The organism is uncultured Sphingomonas sp. (assembly GCF_937859915.1).
Taxonomy (GTDB): Bacteria; Pseudomonadota; Alphaproteobacteria; order Sphingomonadales; family Sphingomonadaceae; genus Solisphingomonas.
The window spans coordinates 17,018-37,404 of the sequence record NZ_CALMAW010000020.1 but is presented as its reverse complement, the minus strand read 5'-3'; the positions used below and the strand labels follow the sequence as shown (position 1 = coordinate 37,404).

Here is a 20,387-nt window from a genome sequence, read left to right as displayed (position 1 = left end):
CGCCGGTCCCCTATAGATAGGCGATGCACCTGCTGTCCCCTCGTCTGATCCTCGGCTGGCTCACCGTCGCGGCCTTCCTGCTCGCGGGGCCGGCGATGATGGCGGCGGCGGCGCCGGTCGTCTCGATCGCGCTGTTCGCCTGGCTGCTCGGCGTGATCCTGTGGTCGGCCTTCGGCGTCGTCCATGAGGCCGAGGAGCTTGCCGAGCGGCTCGGCGAACCGTTCGGCACGCTGATCCTGACGCTGTCGATCGTGGTGATCGAGGTCGCGCTGATCGCCGCGGTCATGCTCGGCGCGAAGAGCGAGCCGACGCTCGGCCGCGACACGATGTTCTCGGTGCTGATGATCGTGCTCAACGGCGTCGTCGGGCTGGGGCTTCTCACCGGCGGGCTGCGCTATCAGCAGCAGAGCTACAATCTTCAGGGTGCAAGCGCCTATCTCGCGGTGATCATCCCGCTCGCGGTGATCGCGCTGGTGCTGCCCAATTTCACCACCTCGACCGCCAGGGGCACGCTGTCGCTGTTGCAGGCGGGCTGCTTCTCGGTCTTCACCATCGCGCTCTACGGGCTGTTCCTGTGGCTGCAGACCGGGCGCCACCGCGGCTTCTTCACCGCCCCCGACGAGCATGCCGACGCCCCCGTTGCGCCACACGGCGAAGGCGGCGCGTCGACCGCGCTGCGCTTCGCGCTGCTACTCGCCAGCATCCTGCCGATCGTGATACTCGCCAAAAGCCTCGCCAAGCTGCTCGATCACGGCATCGAGGTGCTGGGCGCGCCGAGTGCGCTGGGCGGCGTGGTGATCGCGATGATCGTGTTCACCCCCGAGGGCATCTCCGCCTTGCGCGCGGTCGCCGCCAACCAGCTGACGCGCGCGATCAACCTCTGTCTCGGCGCCGCGACCTCGACGCTGGGGCTGACCGTGCCGGCGGTGCTGGCGATCGGGCTGCTGACCGGGCAGCCGGTGGTGCTCGGCGTGTCCGCGGCGAACATGGTGCTGCTCGCGGTGACGCTGGTGCTCAATGCGCTGACCTTCTCGGGCACGCGCACGACGATGCTCGAGGGCGCGGTGCATCTGTCGCTATTCTTCGTCTTCCTCGTGCTGGTGTTCAGCCCATGACCGACCTGACCCTCGACGACGCACGCCGCCGCGATGCCGCCGATCCGCTGGCGCCGCTGCGCGACCGCTTCGTCCTGCCCGACGGCATCTATCTCGACGGCAATTCGCTGGGCGCGCTGCCGCGCGACACTGCGTCGGCGCTCGCCGAGGTGGTGCAGCGGCAATGGGGCGAGGACCTGATCGCGAGCTGGAACCGGCACGACTGGATCGGCCAGCCGCAGCGGCTCGGCGCACGCATCGCGCCGCTGGTCGGGGCGAAGCCGCATGAGGTGATCGTCGCCGACACGACCTCGACCAATTTGTTCAAGCTGATCGGCGCGGCCTGCGCGGCACGGCCGGGTCGCGCGACGATCCTGTCCGAGCCCGGCAATTTCCCCACCGACCTCTATGTCGCCGAGGGTGCGGCGCGGATGTTCGGCGACCGCAGGCTGAAGACCGTGGCGGCCGACGATCTCGTCGCGGCAATCGACGGGGATGTCGCGCTCGTCCTGCTTACCCACGTCCACTATAAGTCGGGCCGCAAGCTCGACATGGCCGCGATCACCGCCGCCGCGCACGAGAAGGGCGCGCTGATCCTCTGGGATCTCAGCCACAGCACCGGCGCGGTCGCGGTCGACCTGAACGGCTGCGACGCCGATCTCGCGGTCGGCTGCGGCTATAAATATCTGAACGGCGGCCCGGGTGCGCCCGCCTTCCTGTTCGTCGCCGAGCGGTTGCAGGAAAAGCTCCGGTCGCCGCTGTCGGGCTGGATGGGGCATGACGCCCCCTTCGCCTTCGACGACGCCTATGCCCCCGCGCCCGGCATCGCGCGCTTCCTGTGCGGGACGCCGTCTGTGCTGGGCATGGCGGCACTCGAGCAGGGTCTCGCAACCGTCGATGGCGTCGATCCCGCCGCGCTGTTCGCCAAGGCCTCGGCATTGGGGGCTTATTATATCCGGCTGATGGACGCGCGCTGCGGCGACGCGGGCTTCACCCTCGCCTCGCCGCGCGTCGATGCGGCGCGCGGTGCGCACGTCTCGCACGCGCACGACCAAGCCTATCCGATCTGCCAGGCGCTGATCGCGCGCGGCGTCGTCGGCGATTTTCGCGCGCCGGACATGCTGCGGATGGGCTTTGCGCCGCTCTACACCCGCTTCGCCGACGTCTGGTACGCGGTCGAGGTGATCTGCGACGTGATCGCGACGCGCGCCTGGGACGACCCCGCCTTCCTGACGAAGGCCAGGGTCACCTAGCGGTTCCCCGGCGAAGGCCGGGGCCCAGGCCCGACGCATCGCCTCGAACGCTGCGGCCCCCAAGAGGCTTCGGCCTGGGCCCCGGCGTGCGCCGGGGAACAGTCGCGCGACGCCGAGTAGCGGAACGCGCCCCCTTTCCGACGGTTCAGTCGGCGACTCAAAAGGAGCCCGAACCATGCCCCATTGCACCACCCGCGACGGCCAGAGCCTGCACGTCAAGGACAGCGGCGAAGGCCGTCCGATCGTACTTATCCACGGCTGGCCGCTGACCGGCGACATGTGGGAATATCAGTCGCTGGCGCTGATCGAGGCCGGCTACCGCGTGATCACCTATGATCGCCGTGGCTTCGGCCAGTCGAGCCATCCCGCCACCGGCTACGACTATGACACCTTCGCCGACGACCTCGCCGACGTGCTCGAAGCCGGCGAAGTGCAGGACGCGACGCTGATCGGCTTCTCGATGGGCGGCGGCGAGATCGCGCGCTACCTGTCGCGCTACGGCTCCGAACGCGTCCGCTCGGTCGCGCTGATCGCCTCGGTCGTGCCGTATCTGCTTAAGGACGACAGCAACCCCGACGGCGTCGACTACAGCGTCTTCCAGGGCATGAAGGATGGGGTCCGCAAGGATCGCTTCGGCTTCCTGCAGAGTTTCGCCAAGCTGCTGTACGGCGTCGGGCTCGTGTCGCACCCGGTCAGCCAGGGTCTGCTCGACTGGAATTTCATCCTCGCGATCATGGCGAGCCCGAAGGCGACGATCGACTGTATCGATGCGTTCGCCACCACCGACTTCCGTGGCGACCTCGCCGCCTTCACCGTGCCGACGCTGATCGTCCATGGCACCGCCGACAAGACCGTGCCGATCGACATTGCCGGCCGTGCCGCGGCCAAGGGCATCCCGCATGCGACGCTGATCGAATATGAGGGCGAGCCCCACGGCCTGTTCGCGACCGCCGCCGACCGGCTGACCACCGACCTGCTCGATTTCGTCGCGTTGTAACACGCGCGTTCCTCATCCCGGGCTCGACCCGGAATGACAACAAGTGAACGCAATACGGGCGAACAAAAAGGGCCGGGGAAACCCCCGGCCCTTTCGTAGCGTCTGTGAGTCGGCTTATTGCGGCGAAGAGCCACCCGACGTGCTGGTCGATCCGGTCGTGCCGGTCGAGCCCATCGACCCCGTCGAGCTCGACGACGACGAGCGCTTGCCGCGCGACGAACGGCTCGAACGCGACGAGGTGCCGGTCGTGCTGCCACCCGAGCTGGTCGACGACATCGAGCCGCTGCCGGTCGAACCCATCGAGCCGGTGCCCATCGATCCGCCGCTGCTCATCGAGCCCGAACCGGTCGAGCCCATCGATCCGGTCGAGCCCATCGAACCGGTCGAGCCCATCGAACCCGCACCCATCGATCCACCGCTGCTCGACATGCCGGCGCCCGAGGCGCCCGCCGAACCCGAGCCACCGGCTGCACCCGACGCGCCTGCGCCGCCGCCGGCTGCACCGCCGCCGCCGCCGCCGCCGGCCTGCGCCATCACGGCCACGGGCGCCAAGGCAATGGCAGCCGCCATGATCACGAATTTACGCATATTTCTCTCCTGTTATGTGTCGGCTATTAACCAATCGGTACCCGATTGGTTCCTCTAGCGGCGGCGCCGAGGCGCCCCCTCGGCCGCCCTGCTTGCTCGTTTGTGCGGCTTCCGGTATAGGCTGGCCATCCAGCGGGCTCGGCCCGCGGTGGCAGGCGCGGAGCGGGTGCGACAAGCATCCTTCTCACGCGCCCTTTTCGCATGGAAAGCAGCCGCCGCGACTCTTGTCCAACGGGTGCCGCGACGGGCAACCGGCCCCCGCGGCAGTTCGGCCAAAGACCTCCGGATCAACCGGATGGCCGGAAACGACTGCTAGGAACGATCCTCCCTATGGCAACTGCCGCCAACCCCACCCGCGACGATTTCGCCGCCCTCCTCGAGCAGACGCTCGGCACCGCCGACAGCTTCGAGGGCCGAGTCGTCAAGGGCACCGTCACCGCGATCGAGAACGACCTCGTCGTCATCGACGTCGGTCTCAAGTCCGAAGGCCGCGTGCCGCTTCGCGAATTCGCGACCGTGCCCGGCGTCAAGCCCGAGCTCAATGTCGGCGACGAAGTCGAGGTCTATGTCGACCGCGTCGAGAACGTTCATGGCGAAGCGATGCTGTCGCGCGACCGCGCGCGCCGCGAAGCCGCCTGGGATAAGCTCGAGGGCGAATTCGCCCAGACCGCGCGCGTCGAGGGCGTCATCTTCGGCCGCGTCAAGGGCGGCTTCACCGTCGACCTCAACGGCGCCGTGGCCTTCCTGCCCGGTTCGCAGGTCGACATCCGCCCGGTCCGCGACGTCACCCCGCTGATGGACATTCCGCAGCCCTTCCAGATCCTCAAGATGGATCGCCGCCGTGGCAACATCGTCGTGTCGCGCCGCGCCATCCTCGAAGAGACCCGCGCCGAGCAGCGCACCGGCCTGATCCAGAGCCTCGCCGAGGGCCAGGTGATCGAGGGTGTCGTCAAGAACATCACCGATTACGGCGCGTTCGTCGATCTCGGCGGGATCGACGGCCTGCTCCATGTCACCGACATGAGCTACAAGCGCGTCAACCACCCGAGCGAGGTCATCAACATCGGTGACACCGTCAAGGTGCAGATCATCCGCATCAACCGCGAGACGCAGCGCATCAGCCTCGGCATGAAGCAGCTCGAAAGCGATCCGTGGGAAGGCGCGTCGGCCAAATACCCGATCGAGGGCAAGTTCACCGGCCGCGTCACCAACATCACCGAATATGGTGCCTTCGTCGAGCTCGAGCCCGGCATCGAAGGTCTCGTCCACGTCTCCGAGATGAGCTGGACCAAGAAGAACGTGCACCCCGGCAAGATCGTCTCGACCTCGCAGGAAGTCGACGTGGTCATCCTCGAGGTCGACGAAGAGAAGCGTCGTATCTCGCTGGGCCTCAAGCAGGCGCAGCAGAATCCGTGGGAGGCCTTCGCCGACAAGCATCCGGTCGGCAGCCAGGTCGAGGGCGAGGTCAAGAACTCGACCGAATTCGGCCTGTTCATCGGCCTGGACGGCGATGTCGACGGCATGGTCCACATGTCCGACATCTCGTGGGGCATGACCGGCGAGGAAGCGCTCGCACTGCATCACAAGGGTGAGACCGTTCAGGCGGTCGTGCTCGACATCGACGCCGAGAAGGAGCGCATCTCGCTCGGCATCAAGCAGCTCGAGCGTGGCGGCGTGTCGTCGGCACCCGCCGGCGAAGGCGCGGGCGCCGGTGGTTCGACCGGCGGAAGCGGCAGTGGCGTCAACAAGGGCCAGACCGTCACGGTCACCGTGCTCTCGGTCGGCGATGCCGGACTCGACGTGCAGGTCGGCGACGATGGCGCGACCGGCTTCATCCGCCGCGGCGATCTCGGCCGCGACCGCGACGAGCAGCGCGCCGAGCGCTTCCAGGTCGGCCAGAAGTTCGACGCGATGGTCACCGGTTTCGACCGGTCCAAGAAGCCGACCTTCTCGATCAAGGCGCTCCAGCTTTCCGAGGAAAAGCAGGCCGTCGCGCAATATGGGTCGTCCGACTCGGGCGCGTCGCTCGGCGACATTCTCGGCGAGGCGCTCAAGGCCCGTCAGAACGACCAGTAAGCTCCGGCCGGCGGCGGGCCTGATCGCCCGCCGCCAATCGGTTGAAAACGGGCCCTTCTCCGCCTCGGCGGAGAGGGGCTTTTTTCGTATAAGCACCGCTTCGCCTACGACCACGGTGGGGCGTGACATTGATCCAGTTTTATGGAATTGGGTAATCTGAGTTAGCGACGACGCACGGCAGGTGACTAGGCGATGATCCGTTCTGAACTGGTGCAGCGGGTTGCCGATGCCAACCCCGACCTGCCGCCGAAGGACGTCGAACGACTGGTGACGACGATCTTCGAGGCGATCAGTGCGCAATTGGCGGCCGGTGGTCGCGTCGAACTCCGGGGCTTCGGCGCCTTCTCGACTCGCGCGCGTGATGCCCGCACCGGACGCAATCCGCGCACCGGCGAACCCGTCGACGTCTCCGCCAAGCGCGTGCCCTATTTCAAGCCGGGCAAGGAAATGCGCGAGCGCCTCAACGTTTGAGCGGGGTGCGCAGGGGTTGACCCCAGGCAGCCGTGCGGGTTTACGGAAGCTCCGCGCGGGCGTGGCGGAACCGGTAGACGCTGGCGACTTAAAATCGCCTTCCCATGGAGTGCGGGTTCGAGTCCCGCCGCCCGCACCACCGCGCCTCGGCTAGAGCTCGACCGGCTGTCCGCGGCGGGCGATCTCGCCAACCAGTTCGCCGAGGAAGGGACTGTCGTTGCGCGCAAGCGCCTCGTCGATCGCATGCTCGATCTGGTCGTCGGATAATTTGGTAAGCGGATTCTCGTACATGACGCGACCTCGTGCGGCTTTGCCCCCGCAATGTCCTGCGCAAAGCCTTGGGCGATCATGGTCAATAAAGCGTGAAGAGGCGGCGGCCTCGGACGACGGTACGACCAAAGTCGTACCCTCCGCCGTCCGCTGATGTGCCACGCGGTATCGGAACGACGCGCCGGCCGTGACGACGATATCGATCCAGCCGACTTTGCCCTAGGCTGCGGCGATGATCGACTATCGGGCGCTGCTTGCCCTCCACCTCATTGCCGTGCCGCTGTTCGTCAGCGGGGTGCTGGTGACCGCCCTGATCCTCCCGTCGCTGGCCGCCGGCGAGGAGACGCCGCGGCGCCAGGCCGAGCGCCACCGCGTCCGCCGCTGGAACCTGATCCTGACCACCCCGGCGATGCTGGTCGTCTGGGTCGTGGGGCTGACGCTTGCCGCGGAAGGCGGCTGGTTCGCCGCCGGGTGGCTCCACGCCAAGATCGCGCTGGTGGTGCTGCTGACGGGTCTGCACGGCATGCAGTCGGGCCGCCTGCGCCGGCTCGATCGGGTCGGCGGCGTGACCCGGGCACCGGTCTGGCCGGTGCCGGCGATCCTGCTGCTCGCGGTCGCGATCGTCGCTCTCGCGATCATCAAGCCCTAGCGGGAACCCGCGTTCCGCTTGACGTTTGCACCCTTTTGCGGCACACGCCGAGCATCGACTTCCGCTGTGCGCGGGTGCCGAATCGCATCCTGGCAGCGCTGGCTACCGCGTGTGAAAGCGACGTCCCCGTCGCGACCCAGCGCCGGATTGCCGCCCGATGATCGTACCCACCCTCCCCGATCGGGGCTGAGCCGTCGCGCGACGGCCGCGCGCGGGCCGTCCGGCCATCCAACCCTACAGACTTGCAAGGAAATCCATGTCGAGAATCGCAGTGCGGCCCTATCTGGTGGCCAAGGACGCCGAAGGCCATTTCCGCGTGACGGTGCGCACCACGCGCTTCAACTCGCAGGGCTATCCGCTGGTCACTTCGACGATGCTCGACGGCGGTTTCCCGACTGCGACCTCGGCCCGCACCTATCTGCGCGACACCTATCAGGCGCAAGCGACCGACATCGCCACCAAATAGTCGCGCGGCGAGACGCCGACGACCATTCTCCCTCTCCAGACTGAACAGGATTACCGACATGGGCCAATTGCGTACCGCCAACAAACGCCGCAACCGCGCACTCGCCAAGGCCGTCGCCGACAAGGCGGTCGTCGCGACCGTCCCCGCGACCGAGACGACCAAGGCCGCCTGATCCATCCCCGCGTCAGCGGGTCTCCATCCACGCGGCGCCCGGCCATCGGCCGCCGCGTGGATGGATTTCGGACCAAGTCCGCGATGGCGGAGAATAAGCGCGCGGCGTTCTAGCCAGCGCGTGCGAATCGCGGCACACCGCGCCGATGATCATCCAGAACGAGACCCAGGACGTCGACGTAACCGGCAGCGGCCCGATGCGGCTGCACCTGTTCCGCCCCGCTCTGCCCAGCCGCTATCCGGGCGTGCTCTTCTATTCCGAGATCTACCAGGTCACCGATCCGATCCGACGGCTTGCCGCGATCGTCGCGGGACATGGCTATGTCGTGGCGGTGCCCGAAGTCTATCACGACTATGAGCCCGCCGGCACGGTGCTGCGCTACGATTCCCCGGGTACCGATCGCGGCAACGCGCTCAAGATCACCAAGCCGCTCGCCGGCTTCGATACGGACGCGCGCGCTGGCCTGGACGCGCTGCGCCGCCATCCCGCCTGCACCGGCCGGCTCGCGACCTTCGGCGTCTGCCTGGGCGGCCATCTCGCCTATCGCGCGGCGCTCGAGCCGGATGTGTCGGCTGCGGCCTGCTTCTATCCGACCGACATTCATTCGGGCACGCTCGGCGCCGGACAAAGCGACGACAGCCTCGCCCGGATGCGCGAACTCACCGCGGAAACCCTGTTCGTGTTCGGCCGGCAGGATCCGCACGTACCCTTCGAAGGGCGGCAGGCGATCCGCGACCGGCTCGAGGCGGTCGGGGCGCGGTACGAATGGCATGAGGTCGAGGCGCAGCATGCCTTCCTGCGCGACGAGGGGCCGCGCTACGATCCGGCGCTGGCGCTGCAGGCGATCGGCTGGATGCTCGCGCTGTTCCAGCGCACGCTGCACGCGACCGACTGAGCGGTCGCGGCGGCGACGGCTCATTTCTTGCGGTTCTTTCGCGCGGCGTAGCGCGCGTCGCGCGCCGCCTTCTTCTCGGCCTCGGTCAGCTCGACGGCCTTGACCTTCTTGGCCTCTTCCTCGAGCGCCTTCGCCTTCTTGTCGGCGATTTCCTGGAGCTTGGCGGCCTTCTTGGCCTCGCGGGCCTCGGCTTCGGCGGCCTGGCGCGCCTCGAAGGCGGCGCGGCGCTCGGCCAGTACGGCTTCGTCGACGGGCGGCTTGGCCTTGAGCTTTTCGAGCGCCTTCATCCGCGCCTGCTTGGCGAGTTCGGTGCGCTCCTGGAAGCTCGGATCCTTGAAGAAACTCATAAAGTGAAATGCTCTCCGATTTGAAAGACAGGCCGGTGCATGGTGCCGATGCGACCGGTCCGAAGACCGGCCGCATCGGCGTCACGCATCAGGCCGACTGAAGGTTGACGGCCGAGGTCTTGCCGCGGCGATCGGTTTCCATTTCGTAGGAAACGCGCTGGTCCTTGTCGAGCGTGCGCATGCCGGCGCGCTCGACGGCGCTGATGTGCACGAACGCGTCGTCGCCGCCACCCTCAGGCGCAATGAAGCCATAGCCCTTGTCGGCATTGAAGAATTTGACGGTGCCGGTGATCATATCGATATCCTTATTCGTAGGCGTCGGGCATGCGCCGGTGAAGACGCACCCCGATATGAGCAAGACTGAAGTAAGGACAAAAGGAACCGATCACGGCCCGATATCCGTCGCATGCGACGTCAAGCCCGTGCTCCCTAGCCGGAGTCGCGGCAAAAGACCACCGTCTGCCGTGATTCGTCCCGAAAGGGATTCGTCTCGTCCGTTAACCAGGACCGCGACGCCGCTGGTGCGTTAGGAGGTCGGAATGGAGACGATGGGATGAGCGACGAGGCGATGGCGGCCCGCTATGACTATGCCGCGCAGGTCGGCCGGCAGTCGCTGCAGATGCTGCGCGTCGCCGCTCAGACGGACGATCGCGGCGTACGCGACGAGCTGCTCGCCTATGCCGACCGGATGGCGGCGCACGCGCAGTGGCTGTGGAACGGGCTCCATCCCGACGGCGTGCGGTCGGTGTTCCGCTGGTCGCTGGACGACGCGCCGATCGCGATATAGGCGGCGGCAGATCCGGGCGCGGCCACCGCGATCCCGCACCGACCGGCGCGCGCGAACCGCGTCTGCGAGCACCCGCCTATCTTTGCAGAGCAATTTGCCCTATTGGTGATCCCGCTGACGTCGCTTGCGACGGATAACGGGCCGCCTTGGCTCCCTTTGTCCCTTTCTTGCTTCTTCGACGCCGGGATGTCGCCACGGTGGCGACATGCCCGTCACACGGACAAAGGATATCCGATATGATCACCGGCACCGTCAAATTCTTCAATGCCGACAAGGGCTATGGCTTCATCGCACCCGAGACCGGCGGCGACGACGCGTTCGTGCACATCAGTGCGGTCGAGCGCGCCGGCATGCGCACGCTCGATAAGGACCAGCGCGTTTCCTACGAGCTCGAGACCGATCGCCGCGGCAAGACCTCGGCGGTCAATCTCCAGTCGGCCTGATCCGGACGACGGCGGGCGCCAATCTGGCGCCCGCCGCACTCCAGCCGCTCGGGAGCCGCATATGTCGATGTTGATCTTCTATCGCGAACAGGCGGCACAACAGCAGGGCGAAGCCGACGCGGCGCTGCTCGACAATGTCCGCGAGCGCTGCCAGCGCGCGGCCGACGCTTGGCGCGTGCTCGCCGAGCGGATCGAACGCACCGACACGGTGCGCGCCACCCGGCTTGCCGAGAGCGACGATCTGACCGCCGCCGAGCTGACCGCGGATGCCGACGAGCACCCCGATCTCGACCTGCCGATCGTGACGCCGCTGCGCGCCTAGGCTGCCGCAATCCAGACTGCCCGGCGCGCCTGCGTGCCGGTTCTCTTCTCAGAAGGACGACATCCATGTCGCGCGCCATCAACGTCAACGCCACGCAGGATCATGTCCTCGCCACCTGCACCAAGCACAAGGCGACCATCAGCGTCATCGAGTCGCTGCACTCGGGCGGCACCCGCGTGGTGTTCAAGAACGCGCACGACGCCGCCGTCGTCGCCAAGGCCTACGGCTCCAAGCTGCTCACCGGCGAAGTGACGCGCACCCCGATGCGGTTGCGCCACAACTGAGCCTGCTCGTCGTGGCAGGCGCGGCACGCGCCGCGGCGATCCGGCACCGACGCCGGGACGGGATCGCCGCGCTTCGCGCGCCGTGACGCGGTATAGGCTCAACCTTCCCGCGGCACCACGATCACCTTGCCGATCGCGCGCCGCCCGGCCAGCCAGGCGATCGCCTCGCCGCCCTGCGCGAGCGCGAAGCGGCGGTCGATCCGCGGGCTGATCCGGCCTTCCGCCCACCAGGCGAGCAGCTGCGCGACATTGGCCGCCTCGCGCGCCGGTTCGCGCATCGCGAAGCCGCCCCAGAACACGCCGCGCACGTCGCAGGCCTTGAGCAACGTCAGGTTGAGCGGCAGCCTGGGGATGCCGGCGGGGAAGCCGACGACCAGATAGCGTCCCTCCCAGGCGATCGAGCGCAGCGCGGGCTCGGCATAGTCGCCGCCGACCGGATCGTAGACGACGTGCGCGCCATCGCGGCCGACCGCCGCCTTGAACGTCTCGGCCAGCGCCTTCGACGCCGCCTTGTCGAACGGGGCGCGGCCGTAGATCAGCGTGCGATCCGCCCCCGCCGCCGTCGCCGCGGCGGCCTTGGCCTCGTCCGACACCGCGGCGACGACGGTCGCGCCCAACGCCTTGCCGATCTCGATCGCGGCCAGGCCGACGCCGCCCGCCGCCCCCAGCACCAATAGCGTCTCGCCGGGTTTGAGCTGCCCGCGGTCGACCAGCGCGTGATAGCTGGTCGCATAGGTCATCAGCAGCGCGGCCCCCTCGGCGGGATCGCGCCCCTCGGGCAGCCTGACCGCGCGGACCGCGGGCACGATCGCCTGCTCGGCCAGCCCGCCGTGACCGATCACCGCCATCATCCGGTCGCCCATCGTCCAGCCCTCGACACCCTCGCCCACCGCCTCGACGGTGCCGGCGATCTCGCTGCCCGGCGCGAACGGGCGCGGCGGCTTGAACTGATACAGATCCTCGATGATCAGCACGTCGGGATAGTTGATCCCGCACGCGTCGACGCGGACGCGCAACTCACCCCGGCCCGGCTCGCCGATCGGCAGCTCGAGCAGCTGCAGCGTGTCCGGCCCGCCCGGTGCCGTCGAAACCAAAGCCTTCATGGCATCATCTCCCGTGTCGCGATTGCTTTCCGCGTCCTCTTCGCACAGTCACCAGCCGGCAATCGACGAAGGGACAGCCATGGACTCCGAAGCGGCGCCGACGCCCGAGACGCTGGTCGCGCAGCTGCGCGCGCTGCTCGACATCGAGGCGATCGACACCGACCTGTATCGCGGGCCCCGTAAACCCGGCGGACGCGGCCGCGTGTTCGGCGGCCAGGTGATCGCGCAGGCGCTGGTCGCGGCGATGCGCTCGGTCGGCGAGGGCCGGACCGCGCACTCGCTCCACGCCTATTTCATGCGCCCCGGCGACGAGACGCTGCCGATCGTCTACCGCGTGGTGCGCGACTTCGAGGGCCGCAGCTTCGCCACCCGCCGCGTCATCGCGATGCAGCGCGGCGAGCCGATCCTCAACATGGCCGCCTCCTTCCAGCGCCCCGAAGAGGGGCTCGCCCACCAGGTCGCGATGCCCGACGTGCCCGCGCCCGAGTCGCTGACCCCGGATCGCGATCTGCTCGAGCGTGACCGCGCCGGCATCCCCGACGAACTGATCCATTTCCTGCTCCAGCCGCGCCCGATCGAGATCCGCTCGGTCGACCCGCGCTCGCTGCTGCATCCCGAGAAGCGACCGCCCTATTCCGCCGGCTGGTTCCGCGTCGTGGCACCGCTCGGCGACGATCCCGATCTGCACCGCGCGGTGCTCGCCTATGCGTCGGACATGATCATGCTCGGCACCTCGATGCTGCCGCACGGGGTCAGCGTCGTGAAGGACAAGATGCAGAATGCCAGCCTCGATCATGCGGTCTGGCTGCACGAGCCGTTCCGCTTCGACGACTGGCTGCTGTTCACCACCGACAGCCCGTGGTCGGGCCATGCCCGCGGCTTCAACCGCGGCCAGATCTTTTCGCGCGACGGCCGGCTGGTGGCGAGCGTCGCGCAGGAAGGGCTGATCCGCCACCGCCCCGGCTGAGCGCATCACAGCACCTCGAACAAGCCCGCCGCCCCCATGCCGCCGCCGATGCACATCGTGACCACCACATGCTTCACGCCGCGCGCCTTGCCGGCGAGCAGCGCATGGCCGACCATCCGCGCGCCCGACATGCCGTAGGGATGCCCGATCGATATCGCGCCGCCGCCGACGTTGAGCCGGTCGTCGGGGATGCCGAGCCGGTCCTGGCAATAGAGCACCTGCACCGCGAAGGCCTCGTTGAGCTCCCACAGCCCGATATCGTCCATCGCCAGCCCGAAGCGCTGGAGCAGCTTGGGCACCGCGAACACCGGGCCGATCCCCATCTCGTCGGGTTCGGTGCCCGCCACCGCCATGCCGACATAGCGGCCCAGCGGCGTCAGCCCGCGTTTGGCGGCCAGCGCGGCGTCCATCACCACGCAGGCGGAGGCGCCGTCGGACAACTGGCTGGCGTTGCCCGCGGTGATCACCCCGCCCTCGACCACCGTCTTGAGGGCGGCGAGCCCCTCGGCGCTGGTGTCGGGCCGGTTGCCCTCGTCCTTGGCGAGCGTGACCGTCTGGTGCGAGATCGCCTTGGTCGCCTTGTCGGTAACCGCCATCGTCGCGGTGACCGGCACGATCTCGGCGTCGAACGCACCCGCCGCCTGCGCCGCGGCGGTCCGCTGCTGCGAGCGCAGGCCATAGGCGTCCTGCCGGTCGCGGCCGATGCCATAGCGGCGGGCGACGACCTCGGCGGTCTGCAGCATCGGCATATGGATGTCGGGCACCATCGCGAGCAGCTCGGGGTCGCGACCGACGCGCATCTCGGGGGTCTGCACCATTGAGATCGACTCGACGCCGCCTGCGACCACCACGTCCATCCGGTCGACGATCACCTGCTTGGCCGCGGTCGCGATCGCCATCAGCCCCGAGGCGCATTGGCGGTCGATCGACATCCCCGGCACGGTGACCGGCAGGCCCGCGCGCAAGGCCGCGGTACGCCCGATCGTGTGCTGCACGCCCTGCAGCATCGCCGCGCCGATCACGCAGTCGTCGACCTCGGCGGGATCGATCCCGGCGCGTTCGACCGCGGCGCGGATCGCGTGCGCGGCGAGCGTCGGCGAGGGCGTCGCGTTGAACGCCCCGCGATAGGCGCGGCCGATCGGGGTGCGGGCGGTGGAGACGATGACGGCGTCGCGCATGGGCTATCCTTCGGGGATGATCAGAGGAGGAACTGGCTGATCCAGACGGCGGTGAGCGCGGGCTTGTCGACGCCCGCGATCTCGACGGAGACGTCGGTCTGCTGCTGATACTGGCCCGGCCGCTTCTCCTCGACCGCGGCGAGCGTGAACAGGCCGCGGATCCGGCTGCCGGCACGCACCGGGTGGACGAAGCGGACGCGGTCGAAGCCGTAGTTGATGCCCATCGTCATCCCCGCGATCGGCGGTCTCTGGCTGGTCTCGTACAGCTGGGTCAGCAGCGAGATCAGCAGGAAGCCGTGCGCGATCGTGCCGCCGAAGGGGGTCGCGGCGGCGCGGGCCGGGTCGATGTGGATGAACTGGTGATCGCCGGTCGCGACCGCGAAACGATCGATCATCGACTGGTCGACGAGCAGCCATTCCGAACGATAGGTTTGCCCGATCTGCTGCGGCAGATCGGCGGGTGAGATCGCGTGCACGGCATCCTCTCTGCGTTTGCGCCGACTTGTAGCGATCTTGCCGCGTCCGCCGCAAGGGGCGCGCCCAGGAAAACGAACATACGGTATGCTGGCGCGTCGAAGCGATAGCTGCCGAGACGGACCGTCATTCAGACGTCTCCGTCGTCCCGGCTTCCGCCCGGACGACGGCTGAAGACGGACGCGCCGACATGGCCCGCTTGCTATCGATCGGCCGCTAGGCGTCGTCGAACAGCCCGGTCGCGAGCGTCGAGGCGTAGAGCCGGACCGCACAGTCGCGTGGCATCGCCGAGGCCCAGCGGCGCAGGTCGTAGGCGGCATTCAGCGTCGCCATCACCACCTGGCTCGCGATCATCGGATCGATCGGGCGGATCGAGCCCTCGCTGATCCCGTCGACCAGCGTGCCCGCGAAGCGCAGCGCCATCCGGTTCGAGCTTTCGACGACGCGCTCGCGCAGGTCGCCGGGCAGCGCCAGCAGCGCGGTGGTGCGCAGCAGCGGCCAGTCGCCCGCGAACTGGACGTCGAGCAGCGTCGCGATCGCGGTCGACAGCCGGTGCCACTGGTCGCCGCCGGTCGCGTCGCCGAGCCGTTGTGCGCGCGAGACGCGGGCATAGCTGCGCCGGAAGCATTCGAGGACGAGATCGTCCTTGGCGTCGAGATGGTGGTAGAAGCTGCCCTTGGTCACCTTGAGTTCGGCGACGATGCGATCGACCGAGGCGCCGCGATAGCCGCGCTCGTTGATCAGCCGCGTCGCGGCGCGCAGGAAGGCGGGCCCGGACCCATCCGCCCCGCCGTCGTCGGGCGTATCGAGATCGCCGATCGGGTCGGGCGTCCACACCGCGCCGGTGGGCGCGATACCGTGCGCGAGCAGCTCGAATAGCCGCGCGCGCACCCGGTCGAAGTCGCTGACCGAATAGCGATTGACCCACACCGGCAGCCAGAAGGTCACCTCGGTCAGCATGTGCGCGCGGGCGGTGAGCAGCGCCTTGCGCGCCGGATCGTCGCCATAGGCGCCGAAATAGCCGCGGATCAGCCGGAACACCGCCTGATAATGTTTCTCGAGCGGCGCGCGCACCGCATCGTCGAGCGCGCGGATGTCGGACAGCGTCGCGATCGGCCGCTCCTCGTGCCGGAGCACGCGGCGGTGGTGATCGAAATGCAGCTGGAGGTAGCGGGCGACGCGCGCCTGCGGATCGGGCTCCGCCCCCGCGTCTCGCGCCATCGCTTCGAGCCGCTCGATCGTATGTTCGAACACCGCCGCGGCGAGCTGCTCCTTGCGGCGGAAATAATAGGTCACGCTGGTCGTGTTGAGGTTCACGCTCTGCGCGATCTCGAGGAAGGTCATCCCCTTGACCCCGCGCTGGTTGATCAGCGCGGTCGCCGCATCGAGGATCAGCTCGCGCTTGCGCTCGAACCGGTCCGATCCGCGTTCGCTGCGCGGCGGCGGAGACAGGTCTGGGGCGGCGCGGTTCAGCTCGGGCATGGCGATGCTGTATGCCCGAGCCGGCGGCGCAACGCCACCGGGTGCGACTCAAACGACAGGTATGCGATAACAGGCATGGCGTTCGGCATTGTCGGAATATCCGGTATCGGATAGCAAGGCCCCGACAAGCGGCGCCCACGCCGCGCGACGCAGGACGAGAGATGCCCGCCAGCCCCGCCCCCGACATCGATCTCGCCCGACTCGAACCCTGGCTCGCCGCGCATGTCGAGGGCTTTGCCGGCGCGGTCGCGGCGGAGAAATTCGCCGGCGGTCAGTCCAACCCGACCTACCGGCTGACCGCCGCCAGCGGCAGCTACGTTCTGCGCCGCAAGCCGTTCGGGGCGGTGCTGCCCTCGGCGCATGCGGTCGACCGCGAATATCGGCTGATCGCGGCGCTGTATCCCACCGGCTTCCCGGTCGCCCGGCCCTATGCGCTGTGCGAGGACGAAGGCGTCATCGGATCGCCCTTCTACGTCATGGAAATGGTCGAGGGGCGCACCGTCTGGGACGGATCATTGCCCGCCGCGAACCCGGCCGAGCGACGCGCTGTCTACGAGGCGATGATCGACCGGCTGGCCGACCTCCACGCGATCGATCCCGATGCAGTGGGCCTGGGCGACTACGGCCCACCCGGCAATTATTTCGAACGCCAGGTACGGCGCTGGACCAAGCAGTACCGCGCCGCGCAGACCGACGATCTGCCCGAGGTCGAGCGACTGATCGCCTGGCTGCCGGCGACGCTCCCCCAGCAGGACCGCGTCTCGATCATCCATGGCGACTATCGCATCGACAATCTGATCTACGCGCCCGACGCCGCGCGCATCGCCGCGGTGCTCGACTGGGAGCTGTCGACGCTGGGCGATCCGCTCGCCGACTTCGCCTATGTCGCGATGAACTGGGCGATGCCGGCGGGCGAGCAGAATGCCTCGATCGGCGGCCTCGACCTCGCGGCGCTCGGCATCCCGACGCTCGAGGCGATCACCGAGCGCTATTGCGCGCGCGCCGGCCGCAGCGGCGTCCCCGATCTCGACTGGTATTTCGCCTACAACCTCTTCCGGCTGCTCGGCATCGTCCAGGGCATCAAGAAGCGCGCGCTCGACGGCAATGCGTCGAGCGCCAAGGCGACCGAGATGGCCGCGCGCGTGCCGATGCTCGCCGCCGCCGCCTGGGGTTTTGCGCGCAAGGCCGGCGCACCCGCCTGATCCATAGGAGAGTTCGAAAATGTCGCTGTTCGATCTGACCGGCAAAATTGCCGTCATCACCGGCTCGTCCAAGGGGATCGGCCGCGCGATCGCCGAGGAATATGCCGCCCAGGGCGCCAAGGTGGTGATCTCGAGCCGCAAGGCCGAGGCCTGCCAGGAGGTCGCCGACGCGATCAACGCCAGACATGGCGACGAGCGCGCGATCGTCATCCCCGCGAGCATCTCCTCCAAGGACGCGCTGCAGGCGCTGATCGACGGCACGCGCGCCAAATGGGGGCAGATCGACATCCTCGTCTGCAACGCCGCCTCCAACCCCTATTATGGCTCGATGGACGGGATCAGCGACGAGCAGTTCCGCAAGATTCTCGACAACAACATCCTCTCCAGCCACTGGCTGATCCAGATGGTGCTGCCCGAAATGGTGGCGAGACGGGACGGCGCGATCATCCTCGTCTCGTCGATCGGGGGCTTGCGCGGCTCGCCGACGATCGGCGCCTACAATGTCTCCAAGGCCGCCGACTTCCAGCTGGTGCGCAACTATGCGGTCGAGAATGGCGCGCACAACATCCGCGTCAACGCGATCGCGCCGGGCCTCATCCGCACCGACTTTGCCCGCGCGCTGTGGGAGAATCCCAAGGCCGAGGAAAGCGTCAACCGGATGACGCCGATGCGCCGGATCGGCGAGCCGCGCGAGATTGCGGGGGCGGCGGTGTTCCTGGGATCGGCGGCGGGCGCCTATGTCACCGGGCAGATGATCGTCGTCGACGGGGGTGCCACGATATGAGCGGCGTGTTGCAGGGCAAGGTCGCGATCGTCACCGGTGCGGCCTCGGGGATCGGCCGCGCAACCGCGCTGCTGTTCGCGCGCGAGGGCGCGTCGGTGATCGCCTCCGACCTGTCCGAGGCGGTCGACGAGACGGTCGCGGCGATCCGGCGTGAAGGCGGCACCGCCGACGCCGTGCGCGCCGACGCGGGGGACGAGCGCGCGGTCGCGGCGCTGGTGCGGCGCGCGGTCGATGCGTTCGGCGGGCTCGACATCTTCTACGCCAACGCCGGGATCACCGGCGGCATGCTCGGCGGCTATTTCGACGCGACCGCCGAGACCTGGGCGGAGACGCTGCGGGTCAATCTGATCGGGCCGTTCCTGGCGGTCAAATATGCAGCACCCGAAATCGAGACGCGCGGCGGCGGCGCGATCCTCGCGACCGCCTCGGTGGCGGGGCTGCGGTCGGGCGCGGGGCCGGCGCAATATTCGGCGTCGAAGGCGGGCGTGATCAATCTCGTCCAGACCGCTGCGCAGCAGCTCACCGGCACCGGCGTGCGCGTCAACGCGATCTGCCCCGGGCTGATCGAGACGGGGATGACCAAATTCGCCTATGATCAGGCGCGCGCGGTCGGCAAGGAAGACCGCATCGGCCAGGTCAATCCGCTGCAGCGCGGCGGCGAGCCCGAGGAGATCGCCTCGGTCGCGCTGTTCCTGGTCTCGCCGGCAGCGAGCTACGTCAACGGCCAGGCGATCGTCGTCGATGGCGGGCTGACCTCGTCGATGCCGACCGCGCGGCGCGTCCAGAAGGGCACGATGACATGGTGAGCCTCGCGACGATGCTCGCGGGTGCCGACCGCCGCGCCGACGGCCTGTCGGTGGCGATCCCCGACAATTGGCTGCAGGGGCGGACCGCCTATGGCGGGGTGAGCAGCGCGCTCGCGCTCACCGCAGCGCGCGGGCTGGCCGACGATTTGCCGCCGCTGCGGTCCGCGCAGATCAGCTTCGTCGGGCCGCTCGACGGCACCGTCTCCGCCTCCGCCCGGATGTTGCGCCGGGGCCGGTCGGCGAGCTTCGTCGATGCGCAGGTCGACGGACCGGACGGCAAGCTCGGGCTGCGCGCGACGCTGCTGTTCGCGGCCGACCGCGACTCGGCGATGGACCATCAGGACGCGCCGCCGCCCAACAGTCTGCCGTCCCCTGAGGCCGCCTCCGAAATGCCGATACGTCCCGGCGTCCCGGCCTTTTTCCACAATTTCGAATATCGTTCGATGAAGCCAGAGGGGCGCTCCGCGGCCGACCTGCTGATGTGGGTGCGGTTCAGGGATGCCGCCGGGCTCGATCCGATCACCGCGCTGCTCGCGCTCGCCGATGCGCTGCCGCCTGCCGCGATCCGACTGACCCGCGAACCCAAGCCGGTCAGCTCGATGACCTGGCTGCTCAACCTGCTGACCCCCGCCCCCGCGACGCGCGACGGATGGTGGCTGCTGCGCTCGACCGCGGAGCATGTTCGCAACGGATTCAGCAGCCAGTCGATGGCGATCTGGAACCGCGACGGCGAGCCGGTGGTGCGCGCCATGCAGAGCGTCGCGGTGTTCGGCTAGGCTACCGCGCAGCCGGCGCGTCTGACCTTCGAGGCCGGACACCCTCACCCAAGCCTCTCCCTGAGGGAAGGGCTTAAGCTGTAGGATTTGCGGACGCACCTCTCCCGTCGCTCGCGAGAGAAACGGCCGGCGTGCCCGCGTGCCTCGTGGCAGGCGGAGGTGTGCGGGGTTCTCTTCCCGCGAGGGCCTTCATCGTCGCCGGTCGCCTGATGCCGCAAGAAGCTCTCAGAGCCGAAGCGGCCTTTGCAGCGCGGAAATCGATGCGATCCCATTGGGGCGGACGCCTGGTTCTCTGCCGGGGCCCCTCGTGGCACGGGGGTGGCAAGCAGGCGCTGGCCTGGTTGAACATGGGTAGCGGGCTTGTCCCTCCGGATGCCCGGCACGCCGGCCGTTCGGGCGGCCGATCGCACCGCCACCCCGTCCCGCCCGCTGCGTCGCCCTGATCGGAGGCGACAGCGGACGGGGACAGCGCATAACCTAAACGGTTCTTTTTGTCAAGCT

25 protein-coding genes and 1 tRNA gene are annotated in these 20,387 nt (G+C 68.5%); 19 read left to right on the top strand and 7 right to left on the bottom strand.

Going from position 1 to position 20,387, the window contains the following annotated elements; genetic code table 11:
- Positions 1-23: 23 nt before the first annotated feature.
- The 7 genes from Q0326_RS03105 (at position 24) to Q0326_RS03075 (ending at position 6,618) form a co-directional block, all read left to right on the top strand.
- The gene (locus Q0326_RS03105) at positions 24-1,115 is read left to right on the top strand and encodes a calcium:proton antiporter (protein ID WP_298686994.1); all 1,092 of its coding nucleotides are present in this window, start codon (positions 24-26) and stop codon (positions 1,113-1,115) included.
- The gene (gene kynU, locus Q0326_RS03100; protein ID WP_298686992.1) at positions 1,112-2,347 is read left to right on the top strand and encodes a kynureninase; all 1,236 of its coding nucleotides are present in this window, start codon (positions 1,112-1,114) and stop codon (positions 2,345-2,347) included. The genes Q0326_RS03105 and kynU overlap by 4 nt, the downstream gene beginning before the upstream one ends.
- A gap of 175 nt (positions 2,348-2,522) precedes the next feature.
- On the top strand, positions 2,523-3,344 hold the full coding sequence (locus Q0326_RS03095; RefSeq protein ID WP_298686990.1) for an alpha/beta hydrolase: 822 nt from the start codon (positions 2,523-2,525) through the stop codon (positions 3,342-3,344).
- A 139-nt stretch (positions 3,345-3,483) separates the two neighbouring features.
- Complete coding sequence (locus tag Q0326_RS03090; protein WP_298686988.1) at positions 3,484-3,990, top strand: hypothetical protein; 507 nt, start codon at positions 3,484-3,486, stop codon at positions 3,988-3,990.
- Positions 3,991-4,262: 272 nt separating this feature from the next.
- Complete coding sequence (gene rpsA / locus Q0326_RS03085) at positions 4,263-6,008, top strand: 30S ribosomal protein S1 (RefSeq protein WP_298686985.1); 1,746 nt, start codon at positions 4,263-4,265, stop codon at positions 6,006-6,008.
- 192 nt (positions 6,009-6,200) lie between these two features.
- The gene (locus Q0326_RS03080) at positions 6,201-6,479 is read left to right on the top strand and encodes an integration host factor subunit beta (protein WP_298686983.1); all 279 of its coding nucleotides are present in this window, start codon (positions 6,201-6,203) and stop codon (positions 6,477-6,479) included.
- A 55-nt stretch (positions 6,480-6,534) separates the two neighbouring features.
- Positions 6,535-6,618, top strand: a tRNA-Leu gene (locus Q0326_RS03075).
- 11 nt (positions 6,619-6,629) lie between these two features.
- On the opposite strand, the gene Q0326_RS03070 is transcribed toward Q0326_RS03075, so the two are convergent.
- Positions 6,630-6,770 (bottom strand): hypothetical protein, encoded by a 141-nt coding sequence (locus Q0326_RS03070; RefSeq protein ID WP_298686981.1) that lies wholly within the window; start codon positions 6,768-6,770, stop codon positions 6,630-6,632.
- Positions 6,771-6,981: 211 nt separating this feature from the next.
- Between Q0326_RS03070 and Q0326_RS03065 the strand changes: the two genes are divergently transcribed.
- From Q0326_RS03065 to Q0326_RS03055, 3 genes are all read left to right on the top strand, one after another.
- Positions 6,982-7,398: a CopD family protein gene (locus Q0326_RS03065; protein ID WP_298686979.1), complete on the top strand. Its 417-nt coding sequence runs from the start codon at positions 6,982-6,984 to the stop codon at positions 7,396-7,398.
- 256 nt (positions 7,399-7,654) lie between these two features.
- Entirely contained in the window at positions 7,655-7,864 is a 210-nt protein-coding gene (locus Q0326_RS03060; RefSeq protein WP_298686977.1) for a hypothetical protein, read from the top strand.
- A gap of 317 nt (positions 7,865-8,181) precedes the next feature.
- The gene (locus tag Q0326_RS03055; protein WP_298686975.1) at positions 8,182-8,931 is read left to right on the top strand and encodes a dienelactone hydrolase family protein; all 750 of its coding nucleotides are present in this window, start codon (positions 8,182-8,184) and stop codon (positions 8,929-8,931) included.
- A 20-nt stretch (positions 8,932-8,951) separates the two neighbouring features.
- Here the strand turns inward: Q0326_RS03055 and Q0326_RS03050 are convergent, their stop codons facing one another.
- Entirely contained in the window at positions 8,952-9,278 is a 327-nt protein-coding gene (locus tag Q0326_RS03050) for a DUF6481 family protein (RefSeq protein WP_298686973.1), read from the bottom strand.
- 88 nt (positions 9,279-9,366) lie between these two features.
- Positions 9,367-9,573, bottom strand: coding sequence for a cold-shock protein (locus Q0326_RS03045; RefSeq protein ID WP_298686971.1), 207 nt, complete (start codon positions 9,571-9,573; stop codon positions 9,367-9,369).
- Positions 9,574-9,831: 258 nt separating this feature from the next.
- Between Q0326_RS03045 and Q0326_RS03040 the strand changes: the two genes are divergently transcribed.
- The 4 genes from Q0326_RS03040 to Q0326_RS03025 all read left to right on the top strand — a co-directional run bounded on the left by Q0326_RS03040 (position 9,832) and on the right by Q0326_RS03025 (position 11,114).
- Positions 9,832-10,065: a hypothetical protein gene (locus Q0326_RS03040; protein WP_298686969.1), complete on the top strand. Its 234-nt coding sequence runs from the start codon at positions 9,832-9,834 to the stop codon at positions 10,063-10,065.
- Between the two features lie 236 nt (positions 10,066-10,301).
- Positions 10,302-10,508 (top strand): cold-shock protein, encoded by a 207-nt coding sequence (locus tag Q0326_RS03035; RefSeq protein WP_223799179.1) that lies wholly within the window; start codon positions 10,302-10,304, stop codon positions 10,506-10,508.
- Positions 10,509-10,569: 61 nt separating this feature from the next.
- A complete protein-coding gene (locus Q0326_RS03030; protein ID WP_298686963.1) occupies positions 10,570-10,830 on the top strand; it encodes a hypothetical protein in 261 nt (86 codons plus the stop codon).
- 65 nt (positions 10,831-10,895) lie between these two features.
- A complete protein-coding gene (locus tag Q0326_RS03025) occupies positions 10,896-11,114 on the top strand; it encodes a hypothetical protein (RefSeq protein WP_298686961.1) in 219 nt (72 codons plus the stop codon).
- A 98-nt stretch (positions 11,115-11,212) separates the two neighbouring features.
- Here the strand turns inward: Q0326_RS03025 and Q0326_RS03020 are convergent, their stop codons facing one another.
- Complete coding sequence (locus tag Q0326_RS03020; protein ID WP_298686959.1) at positions 11,213-12,217, bottom strand: NADPH:quinone oxidoreductase family protein; 1,005 nt, start codon at positions 12,215-12,217, stop codon at positions 11,213-11,215.
- Between the two features lie 79 nt (positions 12,218-12,296).
- Between Q0326_RS03020 and Q0326_RS03015 the strand changes: the two genes are divergently transcribed.
- Positions 12,297-13,184 carry an acyl-CoA thioesterase II gene (locus tag Q0326_RS03015; RefSeq protein WP_298686957.1) on the top strand — a complete coding sequence of 296 codons (888 nt, stop codon included), beginning with the start codon at positions 12,297-12,299 and terminating at the stop codon, positions 13,182-13,184.
- Between the two features lie 5 nt (positions 13,185-13,189).
- On the opposite strand, the gene Q0326_RS03010 is transcribed toward Q0326_RS03015, so the two are convergent.
- From Q0326_RS03010 to Q0326_RS03000, 3 genes are all read right to left on the bottom strand, one after another.
- Positions 13,190-14,362: an acetyl-CoA C-acyltransferase gene (locus Q0326_RS03010; RefSeq protein WP_298686955.1), complete on the bottom strand. Its 1,173-nt coding sequence runs from the start codon at positions 14,360-14,362 to the stop codon at positions 13,190-13,192.
- A gap of 20 nt (positions 14,363-14,382) precedes the next feature.
- Complete coding sequence (locus tag Q0326_RS03005; RefSeq protein ID WP_298686953.1) at positions 14,383-14,838, bottom strand: MaoC family dehydratase; 456 nt, start codon at positions 14,836-14,838, stop codon at positions 14,383-14,385.
- Positions 14,839-15,052: 214 nt separating this feature from the next.
- On the bottom strand, positions 15,053-16,318 hold the full coding sequence (locus tag Q0326_RS03000; protein WP_298686951.1) for a TetR/AcrR family transcriptional regulator: 1,266 nt from the start codon (positions 16,316-16,318) through the stop codon (positions 15,053-15,055).
- Between the two features lie 161 nt (positions 16,319-16,479).
- On the opposite strand from Q0326_RS03000, the gene Q0326_RS02995 reads away from it, so the two are divergent.
- The 4 genes from Q0326_RS02995 to Q0326_RS02980 are packed head-to-tail and all read left to right on the top strand — an operon-like array spanning position 16,480 to position 19,886.
- Positions 16,480-17,520: a phosphotransferase family protein gene (locus Q0326_RS02995; protein ID WP_298686948.1), complete on the top strand. Its 1,041-nt coding sequence runs from the start codon at positions 16,480-16,482 to the stop codon at positions 17,518-17,520.
- Between the two features lie 19 nt (positions 17,521-17,539).
- Entirely contained in the window at positions 17,540-18,304 is a 765-nt protein-coding gene (locus tag Q0326_RS02990) for an SDR family oxidoreductase (RefSeq protein WP_298686946.1), read from the top strand.
- Positions 18,301-19,110, top strand: coding sequence for an SDR family NAD(P)-dependent oxidoreductase (locus Q0326_RS02985; protein ID WP_298686944.1), 810 nt, complete (start codon positions 18,301-18,303; stop codon positions 19,108-19,110). The genes Q0326_RS02990 and Q0326_RS02985 overlap by 4 nt, the downstream gene beginning before the upstream one ends.
- The gene (locus Q0326_RS02980) at positions 19,104-19,886 is read left to right on the top strand and encodes a thioesterase family protein (RefSeq protein WP_298686942.1); all 783 of its coding nucleotides are present in this window, start codon (positions 19,104-19,106) and stop codon (positions 19,884-19,886) included. Before Q0326_RS02985 ends, Q0326_RS02980 begins: the two co-directional genes overlap by 7 nt.
- Positions 19,887-20,387: the final 501 nt, after the last annotated feature.